Below are 21,814 nucleotides of genomic sequence, written 5' to 3' on the forward strand. Positions count from 1 at the left end.
CGGCTCCGCCGCGTGGGCGCGACCAGCCCCCACCGGCCCGCAGCCAAACTACGACCAAGGCACCTGAGGCGACCGGTAGTAGTTGATCCCCATCGCCTCCCACCGAGCCCCCTGCGCAGCGAGCCGAACCCTGTACCGCTCCCAGTCATGCGTACCGGCCGCCGACCACCCCAGCTCAGCCACCCCCGCCAGCCTCGGAAACGCCATGTACTCGATGTCGGCGGACGTCACGATCGTCTCCGTCCACAACGGCGCCTCAACCCCCCGCACAGCCGCTGCAGGCACCCCCGGCAGATAGTCCCCCGGATCCCAGTCGTACGACCGCCGCACCTCCACCAGCCCGGCCCAGTCCTGCCCCAACGGCGTGTCCGAGGTGTACTTCATGTCGAGGTACACCCGGTCGGCGGGCGACAGAACAACGCCCGTTCCGTTCTGCGCGGCCTTCGCCACCTGCGCCTTCTCATCCGCACTGGTGTCGTCCAGCCCCCAGTACTGCGCCACGGCCCCGCGCGAGGGGTGCGCGCCGGTCAGCTGATGCCAACCCACCACCGTCTTGCCGTACTTGGCGACGACCGGCTGCACCCGGTCCATGAACGTGACGTAGTCCTCGTGGCTGGTCGAGTGCGCCTCGTCCCCGCCGATGTGCAGATAGCGGCCGGGCGTCAGCGCGGCGAGCTCCCCGATCACGTCGTCGACGAAGTCGTACGTGAGGTCCTTGCCGACGCACAGCGAGCTGAAGCCGACCTCGGTGCCGGTGTAGAGCGGCGGCGCGACCCCGTCGCAGTTCAGCTCGGCGTACGAGGCGAGCGCGGCGTTGGTGTGGCCGGGCATGTCGATCTCGGGGACGACCTCCAGATAGCGCGAGGACGCGTACCGGACGATCTCCTTGTAGTCGGCCTTGGTGTAGAAACCGGCGGGGCCGCCGCCGACCTGCGTCGAGCCGCCGTACGTCGCCAGGCGCGGCCAGGAGTCGATCGCGATGCGCCAGCCCTGGTCGTCACTGAGGTGCAGATGCAGCTTGTTGACCTTGTAGAGGGCCAACTGGTCGATGTACCGCTTGACTTGGCCCACGGTGAAGAAGTGCCGGGAGACGTCGAGCATCGCGCCGCGCCAGCCGTAGCGCGGACTGTCGGTGATCGTCCCGCCCGTGACGAGCCAAGGACCGGGCTGCACGGAGCCCTTCTCGACCTTCGCCGGCAGCAGCTGGCGCAGGGTCTGCACACCGTGGAAGAGCCCGGCGGGCTGCGCGGCGGTGATGGTCACGCCCTTGGCCCCGCTGTCGAGCCGGTATCCCTCGGCGCCGAACGGGCCTTTCGCCAGCCGTAGTTGAATGTCACCGCCGCTCCCCGCGCGCACCGGCAGCCGATAGCCCGTGGACGGCCTGAGCACCCCGGCGAGGTACTCGCCGACCCGGCGCACCTCCCGCGAGTCGTCCACACCGATCCGGGTCTTCGCCGTGATGCGGTACGGCGATCCGCCCGGCGTCACCTTCGAGGGCGCCGGGATCACCTGGTCGAGCGGTGTGGCCTCGGCGGGCGTCGGCGCCGCGCCCACGGCGAGCGAGCCCACCGCCACGAGCAGCAGCGCGCCCAGAACTCGGGTCGTACGGGGAGTCGTTCTGTGGTGCCGTCTCACCTGCGCCCCCTTCGTCATCCACCTTGGATTGGTGCAGACCACTGTGCCGGGTAACTCACCGGTAATGGAAGGGAGCCGGCCGTCCGCGACCCCGATGCCAGACTTGCCCCATGGCGGAAATCATCCAGAAGGACGGCACCTGGGTCTTCGACGGCGACGCCCTGCGCCTGACCCCGGGACGCGACAAGAACGTCAGCCTGCTCCGCAAGACCCTGGGTGAACTCGTCGTTCCGCTGGGCGCGTTGGCGGGCATCTCCTTCGAGCAGGGCCGCAAGGCCGGGCGGCTCAGGCTGCGGCTGCGCGACGGCGCCGACCCGCTGCTGCACGCCACCGGCGGCCGTCTCACCGAGCCCAACGACCCCTACCAGCTCATCGTCGAGTCGGACCGCTACGGCGTCGCCGAGTACTTCGTGGACGAGGTCCGCGAGGCCCTCCTCCTCGACCAGGTCCCGTCGACCCCGGTCACGGAGTTCCTCCTCCCCGGCCCGGCCGTCCCGCTGTCGGTGTCCGCGGGCGACGGCACCGCGACCTTCGACGGCGAACGCGTCCGCCTGGAGTGGAACTGGAAGACGGAGGACGCCAAGGCCGCCGCCGGCATCCGCACCCTCCCCCTCACCGACCTCGCGGCCGTGGAGTGGCTCCCGGCGGCCGGCCTGGACAACGGCCACCTCCGCTTCGTGGTGCACCACGCGCCCACGAAGGCCCCGGCGAAGTACGACCCCCACTCCGTGGAGCTGTGGGGCTTCAAGAAGGACCCGTTGATGGCCCTCATCGCGGCGGCCGTCCAGGCCAGGCTCCCCCACCCGGCCCGGACGGCCGCCGTCGACGTACGCAAGGCCCTCGGCACCCGACCGGAAACGCCTTCCCTCCCGGTCGCCGCCCCAGTCGAGGACGGCCATGACGCCCTCCTGCGCCGTCTGCGCGAGCTCGGCGAGCTGCACCGCACGGGTGTGCTGACGGAGGAGGAGTTCACGATGGCCAAACAGGCGATCCTCAAACGGATGTGACGCGCACTGCCAAATGGTTACTTCGCCTTGCGCGCCACCGTGAAGTGGTCGATCCGGTCGCCGGTCTCGGCGATGCCCGACACCTTGAGCTTGGCCCAGTGCCCGCGCGGCGCCGGTTCCACGTCCACCCGCAGGAACGAGTAGTTGAGGTACCGCACCCGGGACCAGGCGACGGTCTCGTTGACCTTGCCGTCCTTGGTGTTGATGAAGGAGGCGACGGACTCGACCTCGTTCTGGTGCCCCTCGTACGAGTCCGGCGCGGTGAACGCGTACAGACTGCGCCCCGCCGCACCCGCCGTCACGTAGACGACGCCCTCGGTCTCGGGGTACGCCGTCTCGCCGATCGGGAGCTTCTTGGCGACCTTGTTCCCCTTGATGACGTCGGTCCGCTCGTACTGGTGGTTGTGGCCGTTGATGACCAGGTCCACCGTGTACTTCTCGAACAGCGGCACCCACTCCTGCCGCACGCCGCCCTCGGAGGCGTGCGCGGTGGAGGTGCAGTAGGCGCAGTGGTGGAAGAAGACGACGATGAAGTCGATGTCGTGCCGCGCCCGGAACTTCTTCAGCTGCCCCTCGAACCACGTGGTCTGCGTGCCACCGGAGATGCCGAGGTTGGCGGGGATCTCGTACGACACGTCGTTCGGGTCGAGCGAGATGATCGCGGTGTTGCCGTGGACGAAGGAGTAGACGCCCGGGAGGTTCTTCTTGTCCGGCCCGTTGTCGGGGAGCGTGAAGCGGGCCTCCTCGCCGCCGTAGCCGTTGGGCGAGTACCAGGCCTCCATGTCGTGGTTGCCGTAACTCACCATCCACGGCACCGACTTGGCGACCGACTCGGTCTGGGCGAGGAACTGGTCCCACACCCGGGAGTCGAAGCCGGTGTCGGCGGACTTGCCCTGGCCTGCCGGGTCGGCGTAGGCGATGTCGCCGGCGTGCAGGTGGAAGGCCGGGTTCTGGCCGAGGATCAGGCTGTCGTTGGCGAGGCCGTGGTAGCTGACGCCCTGGTCGCCGAAGGCGGTGAAGGTGAAGGGCGCCTTGTGGGCGGGGGCGGTGGTGAAGGTGCCGAGGGTGCCGACGAGGTGGGGCGCGGCCGGGTCGAAGCCCTGGTGGCCGACGCCGTAGTAGTACGTCTTGCCGGGCTTGAGGTGGGTCAGCTTGGCGTGGACGTAGTACTGCGTGTGGTCGGCGCTCGTGCCCACCCCCGCCGGGGTGTAGAGGCTGCGGACCTCGGCGTCGATCTTGCGGGAGAGGTCCCAGGGGTGGGCCCCGATGCGGATGAAGGGCTTCTTGACGGCGACGGGGACCTGCCACGAGACGGTCATCTCGGTGCGCGGGTCGCTGCCGTAGGCGAGGTGGCGGCCGAAGGGGGCGACGAGCGAGCCGTCGACCGTCTCGGTGCGCGGGGCGGCCATCGGCGTGGCCTGAGCGGTGGCGCCGGGCACGAAGGCGCCCCCCGTGACGGCGCCCAGCGTGACGGCGCCGCCCCTGATCATCGTGCGCCGGGAGAATCTGGCGCGCAGGTACTCGTGCTGCTCGGCCATGCTCATGCGGTCGGCGAGCTGCTCGGGTACGCCCATGCGAGGAATGTCCATGACGACCGAAACTCGTCCCCCCAGGCAACGAGACGCAAGACACCGGGTGGCCAAGTCACGAACACGGCCTCATAAGAGATTCAATGTTCTTCTAAGAGTTTCTACAGCGCCTCTGCCCGAAATCGGGCAGGATTCTTGCGAGGCGGCTTCCGATACCCCAGGATCTACCGAGTGCACGACGACCTTGTTGATCATCTGACCCGCACCACGCCCCTCCAGCGGGGCGAGGCGCTGCGGGTGATCCAGGACGTGCTCGCCTACTTCGACGAGACGACCGAGATGTACGTCCGTCGCCGCCACCGCGAGCTCCAGGCCCAGGGCCTGGTGAACGCGGAGATCTTCGACCGGATCGAGGCGGACCTGAAATACCGGGCGGTGGCCCCACCGGAGCTCACGCTCCGCCAGCTGCGCCGGATCGTCTACGGCTAGGAATACGTATACATATGTGCGGAATCGTCGGATACATCGGCAAGCGTGACGTGGCGCCGCTGCTCCTGGAGGGTCTGCAGCGCCTGGAGTACCGGGGCTACGACTCGGCGGGCATCGCCATCACCGCGCCGAAGACGGCAGGGCTCAGGACGGTCAAGGCCAAGGGCCGGGTCCGCGACCTGGAGGCCAAGGTCCCGGCCCGCTTCAAGGGCACGACCGGCATCGCCCACACCCGCTGGGCCACCCACGGCGCCCCCTCCGACGTGAACGCCCACCCGCACCTCGACGCCGAGGGCAAGGTCGCCGTCGTCCACAACGGCATCATCGACAACGCCTCCGACCTGCGCCGCAAGCTGGAGGCCGACGGCGTCGAGTTCCTCTCCGAGACCGACACCGAGGTCCTCGTCCACCTCATCGCCCGGTCGCAGCAGGAGAAGCTGGAGGACAAGGTCCGCGAGACCCTCCGCGTGATCGAGGGCACGTACGGCATCGCGGTGCTGCACGCCGACTTCCCGGACCGCATCGTCGTCGCCCGCAACGGCTCCCCGGTCGTCCTCGGCATCGGCGAGAAGGAGATGTTCGTCGCCTCGGACATCGCCGCCCTGGTCGCCCACACGCGGCAGATAGTGACGTTGGGCGACGGCGAGATGGCCACCCTGAAGGCCGACGACTTCCGCACCTACACGACGGAGGGCACCCGCACCACGGCGGAGCCCACCACCGTGGAGTGGGAGGCCGCCTCCTACGACATGGGCGGCCACGACACGTACATGCACAAGGAGATCTTCGAGCAGGCCGAGGCGGTCGACCGCGTCCTGCGCGGCCGCATCGACGACCGCTTCTCCACGGTCCACCTCGGCGGCCTCAACCTCGACGCCCGCGAGGCCCGCCAGATCCGCCGCGTGAAGATCCTCGGCTGCGGCACCTCGTACCACGCCGGCATGATCGGCGCCCAGATGATCGAGGAGCTGGCCCGCATCCCCGCGGACGCCGAGCCCGCCTCCGAGTTCCGCTACCGCAACGCGGTCGTCGACCCCGACACCCTCTACGTGGCCGTATCCCAGTCGGGTGAGACCTACGACGTCCTCGCGGCCGTCCAGGAGCTGAAGCGCAAGGGCGCGCGGGTCTTCGGCGTCGTGAACGTGGTGGGCTCGGCGATCGCCCGCGAGGCGGACGCGGGCATCTACGTCCACGCGGGCCCCGAGGTCTGCGTCGTCTCGACGAAGTGCTTCACGAACACGACGGTCGCCTTCGCCCTGCTCGCCCTCCACCTGGGCCGCACCCGCGACCTCTCGGTCCGCGACGGCAAGCGCATCATCGAGGGCCTGCGCAAGCTGCCCGCCCAGATCGCCGAGATCCTGGAGCGGGAGGAGGAGATCAAGAAGCTGGCCGAGCAGTACACCGACGCCCGCTCGATGCTCTTCATCGGCCGTGTCCGGGGCTACCCGGTGGCCCGTGAGGCCTCCCTGAAGCTCAAGGAGGTCTCCTACATCCACGCCGAGGCCTACCCGGCCTCCGAGCTCAAGCACGGCCCGCTGGCCCTGATCGAGCCCGCCCTCCCCACGGTCGCGATCGTCCCCGACGACGACCTGCTGGAGAAGAACCGCGCCGCGATGGAGGAGATCAAGGCCCGCAGCGGCAAGATCCTCGCGGTCGCCCACCAGCCCCAGGAGAAGGCCGACCACACGATCGTCGTCCCGAAGAACGAGGACGAACTCGACCCGATCCTGATGGGCGTCCCGCTGCAACTCCTGGCGTACCACACGGCATTGGCCCTGGGCCGGGACATCGACAAGCCGAGGAACCTGGCGAAGTCAGTAACGGTCGAGTAGAGGGCCTTTGGCTCTTTTAGGGGCGCGGGGAACTGCGCGAGCAACCACGACGCACCCGCAGCGGCCAACGAAACAGGAACGGACCCCCACGTGATGCCACCATTCACGGGGGGTCCGTTCTCATCGCCGGGGAGCCGCCCAACCCCCCAGCCTGCGCAGCTACCCGGTGGCCGTCACGCCACGCCCGGCAGCGCGTCCACGAAGCGACGTCGGCCAGTGCGCCAGCGCAGCCGTCGCCGCATACCAGGCCACCGCCCCCGCCGCGACGGCGAACCAGCCGCCCACCTTGGCGAGCCCGTCGTTGTCGGCGAAGGCCGCGATGGCCATCAGCACGAGGGACACGAAGAACAACCCGTAGGTCCCCTGCCCGAGTTGGTCCCCGCCCGCAAGCGTGAGGGACAGCGCCACGAGGGCGAAGAGCAGGAAGAACAGCCCGGCCGCATTGGCGGATCCGGCGTCCGAGACGGCCCACGTGAACCACAGCGCACCCAGCGCCGCGAACGCGGTCCCGTTGGCGGTGTCGCGGTCACGGAAAGCCATGAGCCCGGCGACGAAGAGGGCAATGCCGCCCACATACTGGGCGATTGACACGGCGTCAGCGGCTGACACGCCGTCGATCACGTCGGTGCGGCCGAGTCCGAACGCCAGGAGGGTGATCCCGAGGGCGAGTCGGCCGACGATGGTGGTTGCTCCCGCGGAGACGTCATTGTCCACGGCGGGCTCCCTTCATGCTGTGCAGTTGTGCGGTGTGCGATATATGCCCTTCACAAGGGCACAAACACCTCTACGCGTCAGTAGATTTGCGCGCTGCACAAAGGGGGCGTGGCGTTCCCGGTTCGCACCTCACCTGGGAGAACGACGAGTTACGGAATCACAACGACGGGACGCTTGGCGCGCTTGGCGAGCCGCCCCGCGACGGAGCCGAAGATGCGCCCCACGATGCCGTGCGTGGAGCCGACGACGATCGCGTCCGCCTCGTACTCCCGGCCGACCTCTTCGAGTTCGTGGCAGATGTCGCCACCGCGCTCGACGAGGATCCAGGGCACCTCGGCCAGATAGTCGGCACAGGCCAGCTCCAGACCGAGCACCTCGGTGCGATGGTCGGGGACGTCCACGAAGACCGGTGGCTCACAGCCCGCCCACACTGTCGTGGGCAGCCGGTTGGCGACATGGACGATGATCAGGCCCGAGCCGGAGCGGTGGGCCATGCCGATGGCGTACGCGAGGGCGCGCTCGCTGGACGTGGAGCCGTCGAAGCCCACCACGACGCCGTGCTTGAAGGCGGGGTCGCAGGAATGGCGTGGCTCTTCCGCCGCCTGGGGCTCGGCCGCCGTGGGATCGGCGACGGGCCGCTTGCGGTCCGCTGGTTCGAAGAATTCGTGACCGGCCATGGCTGTCTCGGCGTTGTGATCCTTAGTGGGAGGGACGACCGTGTGCGGCGGAGCTGTGTCCGGGAATCATCTTCCCAACCCCATACCCCCAAGGGTACGGCGGCACGCCTCCTTCGCCCAGATCCCGCTCACGGTCGGTAAGGGGTTCCAGGGAGCATGCACGAGGGTGCGCCCGTAACGCAATGGTTGCTGCGCTGTACAGGCGGTTCGCACAGGATTCAAGGACCGGCGGCCCCCGAAGGGCCCTACGGGACGTGACCGACCGCTCGAACAGACGTTGAACCCGGCGACTCACCCCCAGGGAGCACGCCATGTCCGGACACCGACCGCCCTCCCCCGATTCCGCCGACTCCGCCACGGACGTGGTCCGCTGGGCGGCCTTCAGTTGCGTCCTCGTCCCGGTGGTCCTCGTCGGGTACGGCTCCTCGCTCGCCGGCGCCGCCGGCACCGCCCTCGGCCTCGCCGCCGTCACGGCCGCCTGCCGGGTGCTGCTGCGCCAGTCCGAGCGCGGCGCGGCGCGCTTGCTCGCGGAGGAACCCGCACCCCATCGTGGCCGTCGTCACAGGACCGGTACGGGGTCTCATCGAGGCGGTCGTCACACTGGGGGAAACTCACCGGTCGCTTGACCGGTTTCCGCGCACGGACCCGTATCTTTTCAGCCAACTTCTCGGCCCCGCACATAGGTTGCCGGTGACACCCCCCACCCCCCGTTCGACCTGCACGGAAAGGGTCCCGGGGGCCCTTCGCACCCTACGTGGATTGGCCACTACGACGAGGCGCACTTCCCTGCACGGCCCCTGAGTGCAACGCTTCGTGATCGAATGCTTCACGCCAAGTTGCCATGTCGACAATGTGCCGGTTGCCGAACTGGTCACCCCGGCACCACGGGACACAGTAGATTCGATCTTGACGTCTTACGGCGGGGGACTCGTGCAGGACCGAGGGGAAACGTGCAGGAGCGACACAACCGAGGAGCCGCGACCACCGAGGGGGGCTTAGCAGTATGAGCCACGACTCCGCTGCCGCGCCGGAAGCCGCGGCCCGGAAGCTTGCCGGGCGACGCCGCAAGGAGATCGTCGCGGTGCTGCTGTTCAGCGGCGGCCCCATCTTCGAGAGTTCCATACCGCTGTCGGTGTTCGGGATCGACCGCCAGGACGCCGGCGTGCCGCGCTACCGCTTGCTGGTGTGCGGCGGCGAGGAAGGCCCACTGCGGACCACAGGGGGCCTGGAACTCACCGCGCCACATGGCCTGGAGGCGATCTCACGGGCGGGCACGGTCGTCGTGCCGGCCTGGCGTTCGATCACCTCGCCACCGCCCGAGGAAGCGCTCGACGCCCTGCGTCGCGCGCACGAGGAAGGCGCCCGCATCGTCGGGCTGTGCACGGGTGCCTTCGTCCTCGCCGCGGCGGGCCTGCTGGACGGCCGCCCCGCGACCACGCACTGGATGTACGCACCGACGCTGGCCAAGCGCTATCCGTCGGTCCACGTGGATCCGAGAGAACTCTTCGTCGACGACGGGGACGTGCTGACCTCCGCCGGTACGGCGGCGGGCATCGACCTCTGTCTCCACATCGTGCGGACGGACCACGGCAACGAGGCGGCCGGCGCGCTGGCCCGGCGTCTGGTCGTGCCCCCGCGCCGGTCGGGCGGTCAGGAGCGCTATCTCGACAGGTCTTTACCTGAGGAGATCGGCGCCGACCCGCTCGCCGAGGTCGTCGCCTGGGCGCTGGAGCACCTCCACGAACAGTTCGACGTGGAGACGCTCGCGGCCAGGGCGTACATGAGTCGTCGTACGTTCGACCGCCGCTTCCGCTCGCTGACCGGGTCGGCCCCGCTCCAGTGGCTGATCACTCAGCGGGTGCTGCAGGCACAGCGGCTGCTGGAGACCTCGGACTACTCGGTGGACGAGGTCGCGGGCCGCTGCGGCTTCCGGTCGCCGGTGGCGCTGCGCGGGCACTTCCGCCGCCAGCTGGGCTCGTCGCCCGCCGCGTACCGGGCCGCGTACCGCGCGCGCCGGCCACAGAGCGACAAGCCGGCCGAGGCCGACGGCAGCGGGGCCCCCTCCGGGCCGCCGCCGCTCCTCCACCCGGAGGCCGGTCCGGTCCCGCTCCAGACCCGCCGTACGGCGGCGGCGAGCGCGGTCGGTTCCGGGGCACAGCTGTCGGCGAGCCTGCCGGGGCAGCGCAGCGGATCGTAGCGGCGCCGGGCGCCCGACGCCGGACGGGGTGATCGACTGATCCCGTCCGGCGTTCAGCCGTGCCGTGGCGACGGCGGGGAGACTGGCTGCACCACCGGTCCTCCCAAACCACGGCGCCAGCTTTAGGGTGTTCGCATGAACGATCGCATGGTGTGGATCGACTGCGAGATGACCGGCCTCTCGCTGTCCGACGACGCTCTCATCGAGGTAGCCGCCCTCGTCACCGACTCCGAGCTGAACGTACTCGGCGAAGGAGTGGACATCGTCATCCGCCCGCCGGCCCGGGCGCTGGAGACGATGCCGGAGGTGGTGCGTCAGATGCACACCGCGTCCGGACTGCTCGACGAGCTGGCCGGCGGCACCACGCTGCCCGAGGCCGAGGAGCAGGTGCTCGCGTACATCCGGGAGCATGTGAAGGAGCCCGGCAAGGCTCCGCTGTGCGGCAACTCGGTGGGCACGGACCGCGGCTTCCTCGCGCGGGACATGAAGGCGCTGGAGAGCTACCTCCACTACCGCATCGTCGACGTGTCGTCGGTGAAGGAACTGGCCCGGCGCTGGTACCCGCGGGCGTACTTCAACAGCCCCGAGAAGAACGGCAACCACCGCGCCCTCGCCGACATCCGCGAGTCCATCGCGGAACTGCGCTACTACCGCGAGGCCATCTTCGTACCGCAGCCCGGACCCGACTCGGACACCGCGCGGACGATCGCGGCGAAGCACGTACTGCCTGCTCAGTAGGCGGGCGAGGGTCCTCCGGAAGGGCTCTGGAGGGGCGCCGTAAAAGCCGTGCGCGAGCACCCCTTCGGACCCTGTACACTTTTTCTCGGCCGGTAGGGAACACCACAAAGTCCCACGCCGGTCATGGTGGGTGTAGCTCAGCTGGTAGAGCACCTGGTTGTGGTCCAGGATGCCGCGGGTTCGAGTCCCGTCACTCACCCTGATTGATCAGCCGGTGGCCTCGGAAGAGGTCACCGGCTGATTGCGTTGCGCGCGTCCGTCGTACGCCAGGGGCCGGACCGGCGCCTAGACTCCCGACGGTGACCGAGCCCGCTCCCGCGCCCACCGGCGCGATCCACACCCCCCGTCTCGACCTCCTCCCCCTGAGCGTGACCCACGCGGAGGAGATGGCCGTCGTCCTCGGGGACCCGGCGCTGCACACGTTCATCGGCGGCGCGCCCCTCTCGCCCGAGGAGTTGCGGGAGCGCTACGAACGCCTCGCGGCCGGTTCCCCGCACCCGACCGTCTCCTGGCACAACTGGGTGCTGCACCACCGCGCCGAGGACCGCCTCATCGGCACCGTCCAGGCCACGGTCACCGGCCACCACGAGGCCGAGATCGCCTGGATCGTCGGCACCCCCTGGCAGGGCCACGGCTACGCGGCGGAGGCCGCCCGCGCCCTGGTCACCTGGCTGATCCGGCACTACGTCCGCACGATCACCGCCCACATCCACCCCACCCACACCGCATCGGCGGCAGTGGCAAGAGCGGCGGGCCTGACCCCGACGGAGGAGCAACACGAGGGCGAGACGCTCTGGCGGTTGTCACTGAAGGCGTGAGGCGGCGAAGGCAGCCCTTGCGGACCCGCTGTCCGGCTGACCGCCGACCGAACCTACGACGAAGCCCGCTCCACCAACTCCGTCACCAGGACCACCTGCCGGCGGTCCAGCTCGCGGGAGACCGTCGGGCGGCGGTCGGCGATTTCGGTCAGGAGGAGGTTGATCATGTGGCGGCCCATCTCCGCGATGGGCTGGCGGACGCTGGTGAGGGGGGGCTCCATGTGGCGGGCTATCGCGGAGTCGTCGTAGCCGACGAGGGCGACGTCGTCGGGGATGCGGCGGCCCGCCTCGCGGAGGGCCTGGCGGGCGCCCGCCGCCGTGACGTCGGAGGCGGCGAAGACCGCGTCGAGGTCGGGGCAGCGGGACAGCAGCGCGGCCATCGCCCGGGTGCCGCCCTCCTCGGTGAAGTCGCCCGGCTCGATCAGGGCCTCGTCCACCGTCTGCCCCGCGTCCCGCAGGGCCTCGCGATAGCCGTCGACGCGGCGCTGGGCGCCGTACACGTCGAGGCGGCCGGTGATGTGGGCGATGCGGTGGTGGCCGCGGGACAGCAGGTGCTCGACGGCCTGGCGGGCGCCGCCGTAGTTGTCGGAGTCGACCGAGGGCAGCGTCTCCAGCGCCGAGCGCGGGCCGCTGATCACCGCCGGGATCTCCAGCTGGGACAGCAGGTCGGGCAGCGGGTCGTCGGCGTGCACCGAGACCAGCAGGACGCCGTCGACCCGGTGGGCGGCCAGGTACTGGGCCAGCCGGCGGCGCTCCCGGTCGCTGCCCGCGAAGATCAGCAGCAACTGCATCTCGGTGTCGGACAGTTCCGCCGCGACGCCCTTCAGCATGTCCGAGAAGTACGGCTCCGCGAAGAAGCGGGTCTCCGGCTCGGGCACGACCAGCGCGATCGCGTCCGTGCGGTTGGCCGCGAGGGCGCGGGCCGCCGTGTTCGGGACGTACCCGAGCTCCGCGACCGCGGCCTCCACCGCCGCCCGGGTCGCGTCGCTGACCCGCGGCGAGCCGTTGATCACCCGGGAGACCGTGCCCCGGCCGACACCGGCGCGTGCGGCCACCTCTTCGAGGGTGGGCCGGCCACCGCTCCGAGCTCGCGCCCCGTGGCTTGCCATGTGGCTCCGCCTCCCGCCGTCGAACCTGTGTTGGCCTGGAATCTAACAGCCGTGATCGCACCCGGATCCCGCGACGAACACCTCGCTCCGGGTCCGAGGGGACGTGCCGTCCGCTTCCGCTCCGGTTCCGCTTGCCGGAACACTGTGCGTTCAGACTTGCACGCGGCACTGTGTACGGGGAGTTCGCGAAGGCAACCTCGCACGTCCCCGCGGTCGGGTGGACGGGCGTCGCACCATGGAAGCCGTCCGCCTACCGGACACATCGCATACGAACAGAACAGCCTCTAACGTTCAACCGGATCAGCCGCCTCCGTTCAGCGAAAGAAAAGTCTCGAAGCGATATCGCACTGTCCGTGCCCTTGACACCCCCGCCGAGACCGACGACTCTTCAACTCATCACTGGTGGGAGCGCTCCCACAGTACCTGACACATACACATCCCGCACGTTCCCCGCCCGAGCCGCAGCATGAACGAACGGGCCCAACAACGCAGTTGGCCGGGGGGTCGGCACGTCAGGGCAACAGGAGGACTCAATGCGAGCACGTACCCGAACCGCCCGTCGCAGGGTGGTGGTCCTGGCGGCCGTGGCGTCGCTGGGCGCCGGGCTGCTGGCCGGCTGTGCCGACGACGGCAACGACGACACCAACGAGTCGTCGGGCGGTGGCGGCGGCAAGACCACGATCACCCTCGGCCTCTTCGGCACCGCCGGCTTCAAGGAGTCCGGCCTGTACAAGGAGTACGAGAAGCTCCACCCCAACATCCACATCGAGCAGACGGTCGTCGAGCGCAACGAGAACTACTACCCCGCGCTCATCAACCACCTCACCACCAACAGCGGTCTCCAGGACATCCAGATGGTCGAGGTCGGCAACATCGCCGAGGTCGTCCAGACCCAGTCCGCCAAGCTGCTCGACCTGTCGAAGTACGGCAAGAAGAGCGACTACCTGGACTGGAAGTGGCAGCAGGCCACGACCAAGGACGGCCAGACCATCGGCGTCGGCACGGACGTCGGCCCGATGGCGATCTGCTACCGCAAGGACCTGTTCAAGGCCGCCGGTCTGCCCACCGACCGCGAAGAGGTCGGCAAGCTGTGGGCGGGCAGCTGGGACAAGTTCGTCGACGTCGGCAAGACGTACCAGAAGAAGGCCAAGGGTACGACCTTCCTGGACTCCCCCGGCGGTCTGCTGCAGGCCATCCTCAGCAGTGAGACCGAGCGGTTCTACGACTCCTCCGGCAAGGTCATCTACAAGACCAACCCGGCTGTGAAGTCCGCCTTCGACCTCACCGCCGACGCCGCCGAGGCCGGCCTGGTCGGCAACCAGACGCAGTTCCAGCCCGCCTGGGACACCACCATCGCCAACAGCAAGTTCGCGGCGATGTCCTGCCCGCCGTGGATGCTCGGCTACATCAAGGGCAAGTCGAAGGCCGACGCCAAGGGCAAGTGGGACATCGCCCAGGCGCCGAAGTCCGGCAACTGGGGCGGCTCCTTCCTGGCCGTGCCGAAGTCCGGCAAGCACACCGAGGAGGCCGCCAAGCTCGCCGCCTGGCTGACCGCCCCGGAGCAGCAGGCCAAGCTCTTCGCCGTGCAGGGCAGCTTCCCGAGCACCCCGGCCGCGTACGACTCGGACGCGGTGAAGAACGCCAAGAACGACATGACCGGTGACGCGCCGATCGGCACGATCTTCGCCGAGGCCGCCAAGAACATCCCCGTGCAGACGATCGGCCCGAAGGACCAGATCATCCAGCAGGGCCTGACCGACAACGGTGTGGTCCTGGTGACCCAGGGCAAGTCGCCCAAGGACGCCTGGGACAACGCCGTGAAGACCATCGACAACAACCTGGACCAGTGACCCGTATGACCACTGGGCACGACACCGCCGCCGCGTCCCCCGCCAAGGAGGGGGGCGCGGCCCCGGCCCGCCCGTCCGCGGGGCCCCCGGACGACGAGCGCCGCCGCGCGCGGCTGTCCCGCCGCTGGCAGCGGGACGTGCGCTGGAGCCCGTACGCCTTCGTCTCGCCGTTCTTCCTGCTGTTCCTGGCGTTCGGCCTGTTCCCGCTGATCTACACCGGGTGGGCCTCGCTGCACCAGGTGGAGCTGACCGCGCCCACCGACATGCACTGGGTGGGCTTCCGGAACTACACGCGGATCTTCGACGACGACTTCTTCTGGAACGCGGCGAAGAACACGCTGACCATCGGGATCATCTCGACGGTGCCGCAGCTGCTGATGGCGATGGGCCTCGCGCACATCCTCAACTACAAGCTGCGCGGCTCGACCTTCTACCGGGTCGCGATGCTCGCGCCGTACGCGACCTCGATCGCCGCCGCCTCGCTCGTCTTCGTCCTGCTCTTCGGCCGTGACTACGGCATGATCAACTGGGCGCTGAACCACGTCGGCATCGACAACATCGACTGGCAGAACGACAAGTGGCCGTCGCAGATCGCGGTGTCCTCGATCGTCATCTGGCGGTGGACCGGCTACAACGCGCTGATCTACCTGGCCGCGATGCAGGCGATCCCGCAGGACCTGTACGAGTCCGCGGCCCTGGACGGGGCCAGCCGCTGGCAGCAGTTCTTCCATGTCACGCTGCCGTCGCTGCGGCCGACGATCCTGTTCACCGTGGTCGTCTCGACCATCGGCGCCTCCCAGCTGTTCGGTGAGCCGCTGCTGTTCGACGCGAACAAGGGTGCCTCGGGCGGCTCGCAGCACCAGTTCCAGACGCTCGGCCTGTATCTGTACGAGCAGGGCTGGGTCAACCAGCACCTGGGCCGCGCCTCCGCGATCGCCTGGACGATGTTCCTGATCCTCATCGTGGTCGGGATCGTCAACTACGTCATCTCGCGCCGGCTGCGCGCCAGTAGTTAGGAGAACCGGCCGTGACGACGACACTCACCAAACCGCCGGCCGACGAGGCCAAGCGCCCCCGGCGCCCCCGCTCGGCCCGCGCGGGCGGCACGCTGCACGCCGGTCCGATCGCGTACATCATCCTCGCCCTGTTCACGATCGGCTCGCTGTTCCCGCTGGTGTGGACGGCGATCGCCGCGTCCCGCGACAACCAGCGCCTCGCGCAGAACCCGCCGCCGCTGTGGTTCGGCGGGGGCCTGTTCGACAAGCTGGAGATCGCCTGGAACGACGCCAACCTGGGCGAGGCCTTCATCAACACCACGTTCGTGGCGGGGGTTTCGGCGATCACCATCGTCATCCTGTCGACGATCGCCGGGTTCGCCTTCGCCAAGCTGCGCTTCAAGGGCCGCAGCGCCCTGATGCTGATCGTGATCGGCACGATGATGGTGCCGCCGCAGCTGAGCGTGATCCCGCTGTACATGATGGTGGCCAAGCTCGACTGGTCCGACCAGTTGCAGGCGGTGATCCTGCCCTCGCTGGTCAGCGCGTTCGGCGTGTTCTTCATGCGGCAGTACCTGCTCCAGGCGCTGCCGGACGAGATCATCGAGGCCGCCCGGGTGGACGGCGCGAGCAGCTGGCGGGTCATCTGGCACGTGGTGTTCCCGGCCGCGCGGCCCGCGATGGCCGTGCTCGGGATGCTGATGTTCGTGCAGACCTGGAACGACTTCCTGTGGCCCTTCCTGGTGCTGACCCAGAACGGCAACCCGACCGTGCAGGTGGCGGTCGCGGGCCTGGGCCGCGGCTACACGCCCGACCAGTCCCTGATCATGGCGGGCGCGCTGCTCGGCACGCTGCCGCTGCTGGTGGTCTTCGCGATCTTCGGCAAGCAGATCGTCGGCGGCATCATGCAGGGCGCCGTCAAGGGCTGACCCGCTGTTCTTCTCGGGGGCCGGGTCACCGCCGCCTCGGCCCCTGTTCCTCCCCCTCTACCCGTCGGTCTCCACGACCTCCATTGGGAGCGCTTCCATGCCTGAACCCGTCACGCCGGCGACCCCGGTGACCTTTCCTCCCGCCTTCCTCTGGGGCGCCGCGACCTCCGCGTACCAGATCGAGGGGGCGGCGCGGGAGGACGGCCGTACGCCCTCGATCTGGGACACCTTCAGCCATACGCCCGGCAAGACCGCGGGCGGCGAGCACGGTGACATCGCTGTCGACCACTACCACCGCTACCGCGACGACGTGGCGATGATGGCGGACATCGGGCTCAACGCGTACCGCTTCTCCGTCTCCTGGTCCCGTGTCCAGCCGACCGGACGCGGCCCGGCGGTCCAGCGCGGCCTGGACTTCTACCGCAAGCTGGTCGACGAGCTGCTGTCGAAGGGCATAAAGCCCGCCGTCACGCTCTACCACTGGGATCTGCCGCAGGAGCTGGAGGACGCGGGCGGCTGGCCGGAGCGGGACACGGCGTACCGGTTCGCGGAGTACGCGCAGATCCTGGGCGAGGCGCTCGGCGACCGGGTGGAGCAGTGGATCACCCTCAACGAGCCCTGGTGCAGCGCCTTCCTGGGCTACGCGTCCGGCGTCCACGCGCCCGGTCGCACCGACCCGGCGGCCTCCCTCAAGGCCGCCCACCACCTCAACCTGGCGCACGGGCTGGGCGCTTCGGCCCTGCGTGCGGCGATGCCGGCCCGCAACTCGGTCGCGGTGAGCCTCAACTCGTCGGTGGTCAGGCCGCTTTCGCAGGACCCCGCCGACCTGGCCGCCGTCCGCAAGATCGACGACCTGGCCAACGGGATCTTCCACGGCCCGATGCTGCACGGGGCGTACCCGGAGTCGCTGTTCGCGGCGACGGAATCGCTCACCGACTGGTCCTACGTCCAGGACGGCGACCTCGCCCTGATCAACCAGCCGTTGGACGCGCTGGGCCTGAACTACTACACGCCGACGCTGGTCTCGGCCGCCGACCCCCAGGCTGCCGCCCCGCGCGCCGACGGCCACGGCTCCAGCGACCACTCCCCCTGGCCGGCCGCGGAGGACGTCGCCTTCCACCAGACGCCGGGCGAGCGCACGGAGATGGGCTGGACCATCGACCCGACCGGCCTGCACGACCTGATCATGCGCTACACCCGCGAGGCCCCGGGCCTGCCGCTGTACGTCACGGAGAACGGCGCGGCCTACGACGACAAGCCCGACCCCGACGGCCGCGTCCACGACCCGGAGCGGATCGCCTACCTCCACGGCCACCTGCGCGCGGTCCGCCGGGCCATCGCCGAGGGCGCGGACGTGCGCGGCTACTTCCTGTGGTCCCTGATGGACAACTTCGAGTGGGCGTACGGCTACGAGAAGCGCTTCGGCGCGGTGTACGTCGACTACACGACCCTCGCGCGCACGCCGAAGTCGAGCGCCCTGTGGTACGGGCAGGCGGCCCGGACCGGGACGCTGCCGGCGGCCACGGAGATCTGAAGCCACCGCTGAGATGGGGGAGCGGGAGCGGGGCGCGGCATCCGAGAGGGATGCCGCGCCCCGCTTTTCTCGTGGGGGGATGGCCGGTCGCGACGGTCAGTTGTAGGCGGCGAACGTCTTCGAGAAGGCGTGCTCGTCCTGGACGATCGAGCTGCACGTGGCGTCGGCGTAGTTCTTGGCGCCGCCGGAGCACTGCTTGTCGCGGGTGGCGGACCACATGGAGAGCCAGCCGAGGCCCTTGGACTTGGCGAAGTTCACCAGCTGGCCGGCGTCCTCGACCTTGAAGATCTCGCTGGTGACGTCGTTGACGCCGATCATGGGCGTGACGGCGACGGCCTTCCAGGCGGCAGCGTCCGAGAGTCCGAGGACGCTCTTGACCTGGGCCTGCGTGGCCGTCGCGGCCTGCTCGGCGTACGTGCCCATGTCGCCGCTGTAGGCGGGGCCGTAGTCCATGGCCATGATGTTGACGGTGTCGATGGCGACGCCGTTGCTCTTGGCGTTGGACAGCAGGTTGACGCCGTCCTGGGTGAGGCCCTCGGGCATGACCGGGAGGGTGAAGGAGACGTCCAGGTCCGGGTGCTGGGCCTGGAGCTTGGCTATCGCCTTGGCGCGGTTGGTGTTCGCCGTGGTGTTGGGCAGCGCGCCGCCCTCGACGTCGAAGTCGACCTTGGTGAGGTCGTAGGCGTCCACGACCTTGCCGTACGCCGCCGCCAGCGCGTCCGCCGACGAGCAGGTCGTCGCCAGTTCGCTGCCCGCCGCGCCGCCGAAGGACACCCGGACGTCGCCGCCCTTGGCACGCAGGGCGCCGATCTGCGCGGCCACCGCGTCGCTCGCGAGGTCGGTCACGCCGCCCCACTTCGGGGTGCAGCCGCCGCCGTCCGTGACGAAGGCGAGGTTGTAGTCCTTCACGCCGGTGGCCGTGGCGCTCGCGACCAGGTCGAAGGCCGGGTAGAGGGAGGTGTCGACGTAGGGGGCGAAGCCGGCGTCGGTGGTGGTACCGGTGCCGGGGCTGCTCGTGGAGGTGGGGGTGGGGGCCGCCGTGGCGGTGGGCTTGCTCGTCGCGGTCGGAGTCGGAGTCGGGGTCGGCTTCGGGGAAGCCGTCTCGGTGGGGCGGCCGGTCGGTTCCGGCGTCGCGGTGGTGTCCGCGGAACAGCCGGCGCCGTCGATGCGACAACCGGTCGGCGCGCCGGTGCCGTTGACGACGAAGCCGACCGTGACGGACTCGCCGGCGGCCAGGCCGTCGGTGTCCCACTTGGCCGAGGTCACGGTGACGTGCTGCCCGCTCACGCTCGACTCGGCGTTCCACAGCGAGCTCAGCTTCGAGCCCGTCGGCAGATCGAACTCCAGCTTCCAGTCCTTCTCGGCCGCGCCGCTGTTGTTCGTCACGACGTACTGGGCGGTGTAACCCGTCGACCAGTCACTGGTCCTCGTGTACGCGGCGCCGATCCCGGCGGCCTGGGCGGTGCCGGTGAGCAGGATCGCGCCGCCACCGACCACGGCCGCGGCGACGGCCCCGGCGATCACCTTGTTCCTGCCGCTCACCTTGCGCCGGTGCGTGCTCATGGCGTGCCTGCCTTCGTTGTTCGGGGGTGGGGTGCGGCAGCACGCTAGCGAGCCGGAAACGGGCAAAGTGCCTGTTCCGGACGGTGGTTGGCGATCTTAGGGTGCGCTTAAGGATGGGATCGGGGACGGTTAAAGGTAGAGACCAATCTGCCCGTACGACGCCTGCGCACCCGGTGTCCCCGGCGCTCGGGCACCCGTCCGTCCAGCTGGATCCAGATCCGCACCTCGGTGCCGCCGAGCACCGACGACCCGATCCGCACGTCCCCGCCGGTCCCCTCCGCGAGCCGGCGCACGATGTCCAGCCCGAGCCCGGTCGACCCCGCGCTGCCCGACCCGCGCCCACGGGCCATCGCGGCCTCGGGGTCGCGGATGCCGGGCCCCGCGTCGGAGACCAGCACGATCACCGCGTCCTCGCCGTTGTGGACGTCGACCGCGAAGGCGGTGCCCTCGGGGGTGTGCCGGAACACGTTGCCGAGCAGGGCGTCCAGCGCGGCGGCCAGGTCGGCGCGGGCCACGGGTATCCGCACCGGCCGCTCGACGCCCGCCACCCGCACCTTGCGCCCCTCGTCCTCGGCGAGCGCCGACCAGAACGCCATCCGCTCCCGCACCACCTCGGCCGCGTCGCACCCGGCGCCCGGCCCGACGGCCGCGGTCTGCGGCTTGGCCTCCCGCGCGGTCCGGATGATGGTGTCGACCTCCCGCTCCAGCTGGGCGACCGCGGCCCGCGTCTGCTCGGCGGCGGGCCCGTCCCCGAGCGAGGCCGCGTTGAGCCGCAGCACGGTCAGCGGCGTACGCAGGCGATGGGACAGGTCGGCCGCCAACTCCCGCTCATTGACCAGCAGTTGCACCACCTGGTCGGCCATGGAGTTGAACGCCACCGCGGCCAGCCGCAGTTCGATGGGCCCCTCCTCGGGCACCCGCACGCCCAGCTTCCCCTCCCCCAGCTCATGCGCGCCCTCGACGAGCTTCTGCGCGGGCTTCACCATCCGTACGCCCAGCCGGTCGGCGACCGCGACCGAGCCGACGATCAGCGCGACGCCGACCCCGGCGAGCACCGCCCACGCGGTGGCCACGCCGTTGCTGACCTCGGCCTCGGGGACGTACACCTCGACGACCGCGATCTCGCCGGAGCTCAGCGCGACGGGCTGGAGCAGCGTGGAGCCGCCCGGCACCTCGGTGGTGGAGGCGCGGCCGAGCTTGCGTACGGTCGCCACGTCGCCGTCGGCGGCGCGCCGGCGTCCGATGTCGACGGCGGCGCTGTCGCCGCTCGCGGGGATGTGGACGGCCATCCCGTCCTCCGAGCCCGCGGAGGCGACGACCCGCTCCAGCTGGTCCCGGTCGGTGGTGATGGACAGGGCCGGGGCGACGGCGGCGGCCTCCCGCTCGGCGTTGGAGAAGGCGCGGTCCCGGGCCATCTCCTTGATGACGAGGCCCAGCGGGACCGCGAAGGCGACCACGACCATGGTGGTGACCGCGAGGCAGACCTTGACCAGTGCCCACCTCATAGCGGTGGCTCCAGCTTCACACCGACTCCCCGCAGGGTGTGCAGATAGCGGGGACTGGCCGCGGTCTCCCCCAACTTCCGGCGCAGCCAGGACAGATGGACGTCGATGGTCTGGTCGTCGCCGTAGGACTGCTGCCACACCTCGGCGAGGAGCTCCTTGCGGGGGACGACGACACCGGGGCGGCCGGCGAGGAAGGCGAGCAGGTCGAACTCGCGGCGGGTGAGGTCCAGGCGGACGCCGTCCAGCTCGGCCTGGCGGCGCAGCGGGTCGACGGTGAGGCCGCCGACCCGCAGTACGGACTCCGGGGCGGCCTCCCCCACGACCGCCCGCGAGCGCCGCAGGACGGCGGCCATCCGGGCGGAGAGGTGCTCCACCGAGAAGGGCTTGGTCAGATAGTCGTCCGCTCCCGCGTTCAGCAGCCGGACGATCTCCGCCTCGTCGTCCCGGGCCGTGGCGATGATCACAGGCACGTCCGTGATCCCGCGCAGCATCTTCAGCGCCTCGGACCCGTCCAGGTCGGGCAGACCGAGGTCGAGGATGACGACGTCGAAACGGAAATGGGCGACCTCGCGCAGCGCCTCCAGCGCCGTACCGACACTCCGCACCGTGTGGGCGGCGTCGGTCAGCTGCCGGATCAGCGCCGAGCGTACGAACTGGTCGTCCTCGACCACGAGCACACTTGCCATGCGCCGC

The 21,814-nt window shown here is 70.0% G+C and carries 19 protein-coding genes and 1 tRNA gene; 12 read left to right on the forward strand and 8 right to left on the reverse strand.

What is annotated here, in order from left to right; translation table 11 throughout:
* Positions 1 to 48 precede the first annotated feature (48 nt).
* A complete protein-coding gene (locus CRP56_RS15725) occupies positions 49 to 1,653 on the reverse strand; it encodes a beta-N-acetylhexosaminidase (protein WP_179851029.1) in 1,605 nt (534 codons plus the stop codon).
* A 92-nt stretch (positions 1,654 to 1,745) separates the two neighbouring features.
* Between CRP56_RS15725 and CRP56_RS15730 the strand changes: the two genes are divergently transcribed.
* The gene (locus CRP56_RS15730; RefSeq protein WP_097264472.1) at positions 1,746 to 2,642 is read left to right on the forward strand and encodes a DUF4429 domain-containing protein; all 897 of its coding nucleotides are present in this window, start codon (positions 1,746 to 1,748) and stop codon (positions 2,640 to 2,642) included.
* 17 nt (positions 2,643 to 2,659) lie between these two features.
* Here CRP56_RS15730 and CRP56_RS15735 read toward each other — a convergent pair whose 3' ends face one another.
* Positions 2,660 to 4,216 carry a purple acid phosphatase family protein gene (locus CRP56_RS15735; RefSeq protein WP_097264474.1) on the reverse strand — a complete coding sequence of 519 codons (1,557 nt, stop codon included), beginning with the start codon at positions 4,214 to 4,216 and terminating at the stop codon, positions 2,660 to 2,662.
* Positions 4,217 to 4,402: 186 nt separating this feature from the next.
* On the opposite strand from CRP56_RS15735, the gene CRP56_RS15740 reads away from it, so the two are divergent.
* The gene (locus CRP56_RS15740) at positions 4,403 to 4,660 is read left to right on the forward strand and encodes a hypothetical protein (RefSeq protein WP_097264476.1); all 258 of its coding nucleotides are present in this window, start codon (positions 4,403 to 4,405) and stop codon (positions 4,658 to 4,660) included.
* 14 nt (positions 4,661 to 4,674) lie between these two features.
* A complete protein-coding gene (gene glmS / locus CRP56_RS15745; RefSeq protein ID WP_097264478.1) occupies positions 4,675 to 6,492 on the forward strand; it encodes a glutamine--fructose-6-phosphate transaminase (isomerizing) in 1,818 nt (605 codons plus the stop codon).
* A gap of 159 nt (positions 6,493 to 6,651) precedes the next feature.
* Here the strand turns inward: glmS and CRP56_RS15750 are convergent, their stop codons facing one another.
* On the reverse strand, positions 6,652 to 7,206 hold the full coding sequence (locus CRP56_RS15750; RefSeq protein WP_097264480.1) for a GPR1/FUN34/YaaH family transporter: 555 nt from the start codon (positions 7,204 to 7,206) through the stop codon (positions 6,652 to 6,654).
* A gap of 149 nt (positions 7,207 to 7,355) precedes the next feature.
* Positions 7,356 to 7,883, reverse strand: a complete 528-nt coding sequence (locus CRP56_RS15755; protein WP_059191971.1) for a universal stress protein — start codon at positions 7,881 to 7,883, stop codon at positions 7,356 to 7,358.
* A 311-nt stretch (positions 7,884 to 8,194) separates the two neighbouring features.
* Between CRP56_RS15755 and CRP56_RS15760 the strand changes: the two genes are divergently transcribed.
* The 5 genes from CRP56_RS15760 (at position 8,195) to CRP56_RS15780 (ending at position 11,636) form a co-directional block, all read left to right on the forward strand.
* Positions 8,195 to 8,509 carry a hypothetical protein gene (locus CRP56_RS15760; protein WP_097264482.1) on the forward strand — a complete coding sequence of 105 codons (315 nt, stop codon included), beginning with the start codon at positions 8,195 to 8,197 and terminating at the stop codon, positions 8,507 to 8,509.
* A gap of 377 nt (positions 8,510 to 8,886) precedes the next feature.
* Positions 8,887 to 10,080: a helix-turn-helix domain-containing protein gene (locus CRP56_RS15765; RefSeq protein WP_079306278.1), complete on the forward strand. Its 1,194-nt coding sequence runs from the start codon at positions 8,887 to 8,889 to the stop codon at positions 10,078 to 10,080.
* 135 nt (positions 10,081 to 10,215) lie between these two features.
* A complete protein-coding gene (orn, locus tag CRP56_RS15770; RefSeq protein ID WP_097264485.1) occupies positions 10,216 to 10,818 on the forward strand; it encodes an oligoribonuclease in 603 nt (200 codons plus the stop codon).
* Positions 10,819 to 10,944: 126 nt separating this feature from the next.
* A tRNA-His gene (locus CRP56_RS15775) sits at positions 10,945 to 11,017 on the forward strand.
* Positions 11,018 to 11,117: 100 nt separating this feature from the next.
* Positions 11,118 to 11,636 (forward strand): GNAT family N-acetyltransferase, encoded by a 519-nt coding sequence (locus tag CRP56_RS15780; RefSeq protein WP_257040793.1) that lies wholly within the window; start codon positions 11,118 to 11,120, stop codon positions 11,634 to 11,636.
* Positions 11,637 to 11,689: 53 nt separating this feature from the next.
* On the opposite strand, the gene CRP56_RS15785 is transcribed toward CRP56_RS15780, so the two are convergent.
* A complete protein-coding gene (locus tag CRP56_RS15785) occupies positions 11,690 to 12,745 on the reverse strand; it encodes a LacI family DNA-binding transcriptional regulator (RefSeq protein WP_097264490.1) in 1,056 nt (351 codons plus the stop codon).
* Between the two features lie 533 nt (positions 12,746 to 13,278).
* Between CRP56_RS15785 and CRP56_RS15790 the strand changes: the two genes are divergently transcribed.
* The 4 genes from CRP56_RS15790 (at position 13,279) to CRP56_RS15805 (ending at position 18,053) form a co-directional block, all read left to right on the forward strand.
* The gene (locus tag CRP56_RS15790) at positions 13,279 to 14,595 is read left to right on the forward strand and encodes an ABC transporter substrate-binding protein (RefSeq protein ID WP_097264492.1); all 1,317 of its coding nucleotides are present in this window, start codon (positions 13,279 to 13,281) and stop codon (positions 14,593 to 14,595) included.
* 5 nt (positions 14,596 to 14,600) lie between these two features.
* Positions 14,601 to 15,611, forward strand: coding sequence for a carbohydrate ABC transporter permease (locus CRP56_RS15795; RefSeq protein ID WP_059191978.1), 1,011 nt, complete (start codon positions 14,601 to 14,603; stop codon positions 15,609 to 15,611).
* An 11-nt stretch (positions 15,612 to 15,622) separates the two neighbouring features.
* Positions 15,623 to 16,519: a carbohydrate ABC transporter permease gene (locus tag CRP56_RS15800; protein WP_097264495.1), complete on the forward strand. Its 897-nt coding sequence runs from the start codon at positions 15,623 to 15,625 to the stop codon at positions 16,517 to 16,519.
* 97 nt (positions 16,520 to 16,616) lie between these two features.
* On the forward strand, positions 16,617 to 18,053 hold the full coding sequence (locus CRP56_RS15805; protein WP_097264497.1) for a GH1 family beta-glucosidase: 1,437 nt from the start codon (positions 16,617 to 16,619) through the stop codon (positions 18,051 to 18,053).
* A 96-nt stretch (positions 18,054 to 18,149) separates the two neighbouring features.
* On the opposite strand, the gene CRP56_RS15810 is transcribed toward CRP56_RS15805, so the two are convergent.
* The 3 genes from CRP56_RS15810 to CRP56_RS15820 all read right to left on the reverse strand — a co-directional run bounded on the left by CRP56_RS15810 (position 18,150) and on the right by CRP56_RS15820 (position 21,807).
* Entirely contained in the window at positions 18,150 to 19,616 is a 1,467-nt protein-coding gene (locus CRP56_RS15810) for a glycoside hydrolase family 18 protein (RefSeq protein WP_097264499.1), read from the reverse strand.
* Positions 19,617 to 19,723: 107 nt separating this feature from the next.
* Positions 19,724 to 21,121 (reverse strand): HAMP domain-containing sensor histidine kinase, encoded by a 1,398-nt coding sequence (locus CRP56_RS15815; RefSeq protein ID WP_097264501.1) that lies wholly within the window; start codon positions 21,119 to 21,121, stop codon positions 19,724 to 19,726.
* The gene (locus tag CRP56_RS15820) at positions 21,118 to 21,807 is read right to left on the reverse strand and encodes a response regulator transcription factor (RefSeq protein ID WP_059191983.1); all 690 of its coding nucleotides are present in this window, start codon (positions 21,805 to 21,807) and stop codon (positions 21,118 to 21,120) included. Before CRP56_RS15820 ends, CRP56_RS15815 begins: the two co-directional genes overlap by 4 nt.
* Positions 21,808 to 21,814 lie beyond the last annotated feature (7 nt).

The sequence above is a fragment of the Streptomyces sp. TLI_55 genome, assembly GCF_900206255.1.
GTDB lineage: Bacteria > Actinomycetota > Actinomycetes > Streptomycetales > Streptomycetaceae > Streptomyces > Streptomyces aquilus.

Bases quoted from the DNA above. Each gene is read 5' to 3' on its own strand.
- CRP56_RS15725 (WP_179851029.1), bottom strand. From the start codon at position 1,653: ATGACGAAGGGGGCGCAGGTGAGACGGCACCACAGAACGACTCCCCGT.
- CRP56_RS15730 (WP_097264472.1), top strand. From the start codon at position 1,746: ATGGCGGAAATCATCCAGAAGGACGGCACCTGGGTCTTCGACGGCGAC.
- CRP56_RS15735 (WP_097264474.1), bottom strand. From the start codon at position 4,216: ATGGGCGTACCCGAGCAGCTCGCCGACCGCATGAGCATGGCCGAGCAG.
- glmS (WP_097264478.1), top strand. From the start codon at position 4,675: ATGTGCGGAATCGTCGGATACATCGGCAAGCGTGACGTGGCGCCGCTG.
- CRP56_RS15755 (WP_059191971.1), bottom strand. From the start codon at position 7,883: ATGGCCGGTCACGAATTCTTCGAACCAGCGGACCGCAAGCGGCCCGTC.
- CRP56_RS15760 (WP_097264482.1), top strand. From the start codon at position 8,195: ATGTCCGGACACCGACCGCCCTCCCCCGATTCCGCCGACTCCGCCACG.
- CRP56_RS15765 (WP_079306278.1), top strand. From the start codon at position 8,887: ATGAGCCACGACTCCGCTGCCGCGCCGGAAGCCGCGGCCCGGAAGCTT.
- orn (WP_097264485.1), top strand. From the start codon at position 10,216: ATGAACGATCGCATGGTGTGGATCGACTGCGAGATGACCGGCCTCTCG.
- CRP56_RS15785 (WP_097264490.1), bottom strand. From the start codon at position 12,745: ATGGCAAGCCACGGGGCGCGAGCTCGGAGCGGTGGCCGGCCCACCCTC.
- CRP56_RS15790 (WP_097264492.1), top strand. From the start codon at position 13,279: ATGCGAGCACGTACCCGAACCGCCCGTCGCAGGGTGGTGGTCCTGGCG.
- CRP56_RS15795 (WP_059191978.1), top strand. From the start codon at position 14,601: ATGACCACTGGGCACGACACCGCCGCCGCGTCCCCCGCCAAGGAGGGG.
- CRP56_RS15805 (WP_097264497.1), top strand. From the start codon at position 16,617: ATGCCTGAACCCGTCACGCCGGCGACCCCGGTGACCTTTCCTCCCGCC.
- CRP56_RS15810 (WP_097264499.1), bottom strand. From the start codon at position 19,616: ATGAGCACGCACCGGCGCAAGGTGAGCGGCAGGAACAAGGTGATCGCC.
- CRP56_RS15815 (WP_097264501.1), bottom strand. From the start codon at position 21,121: ATGAGGTGGGCACTGGTCAAGGTCTGCCTCGCGGTCACCACCATGGTC.
- CRP56_RS15820 (WP_059191983.1), bottom strand. From the start codon at position 21,807: ATGGCAAGTGTGCTCGTGGTCGAGGACGACCAGTTCGTACGCTCGGCG.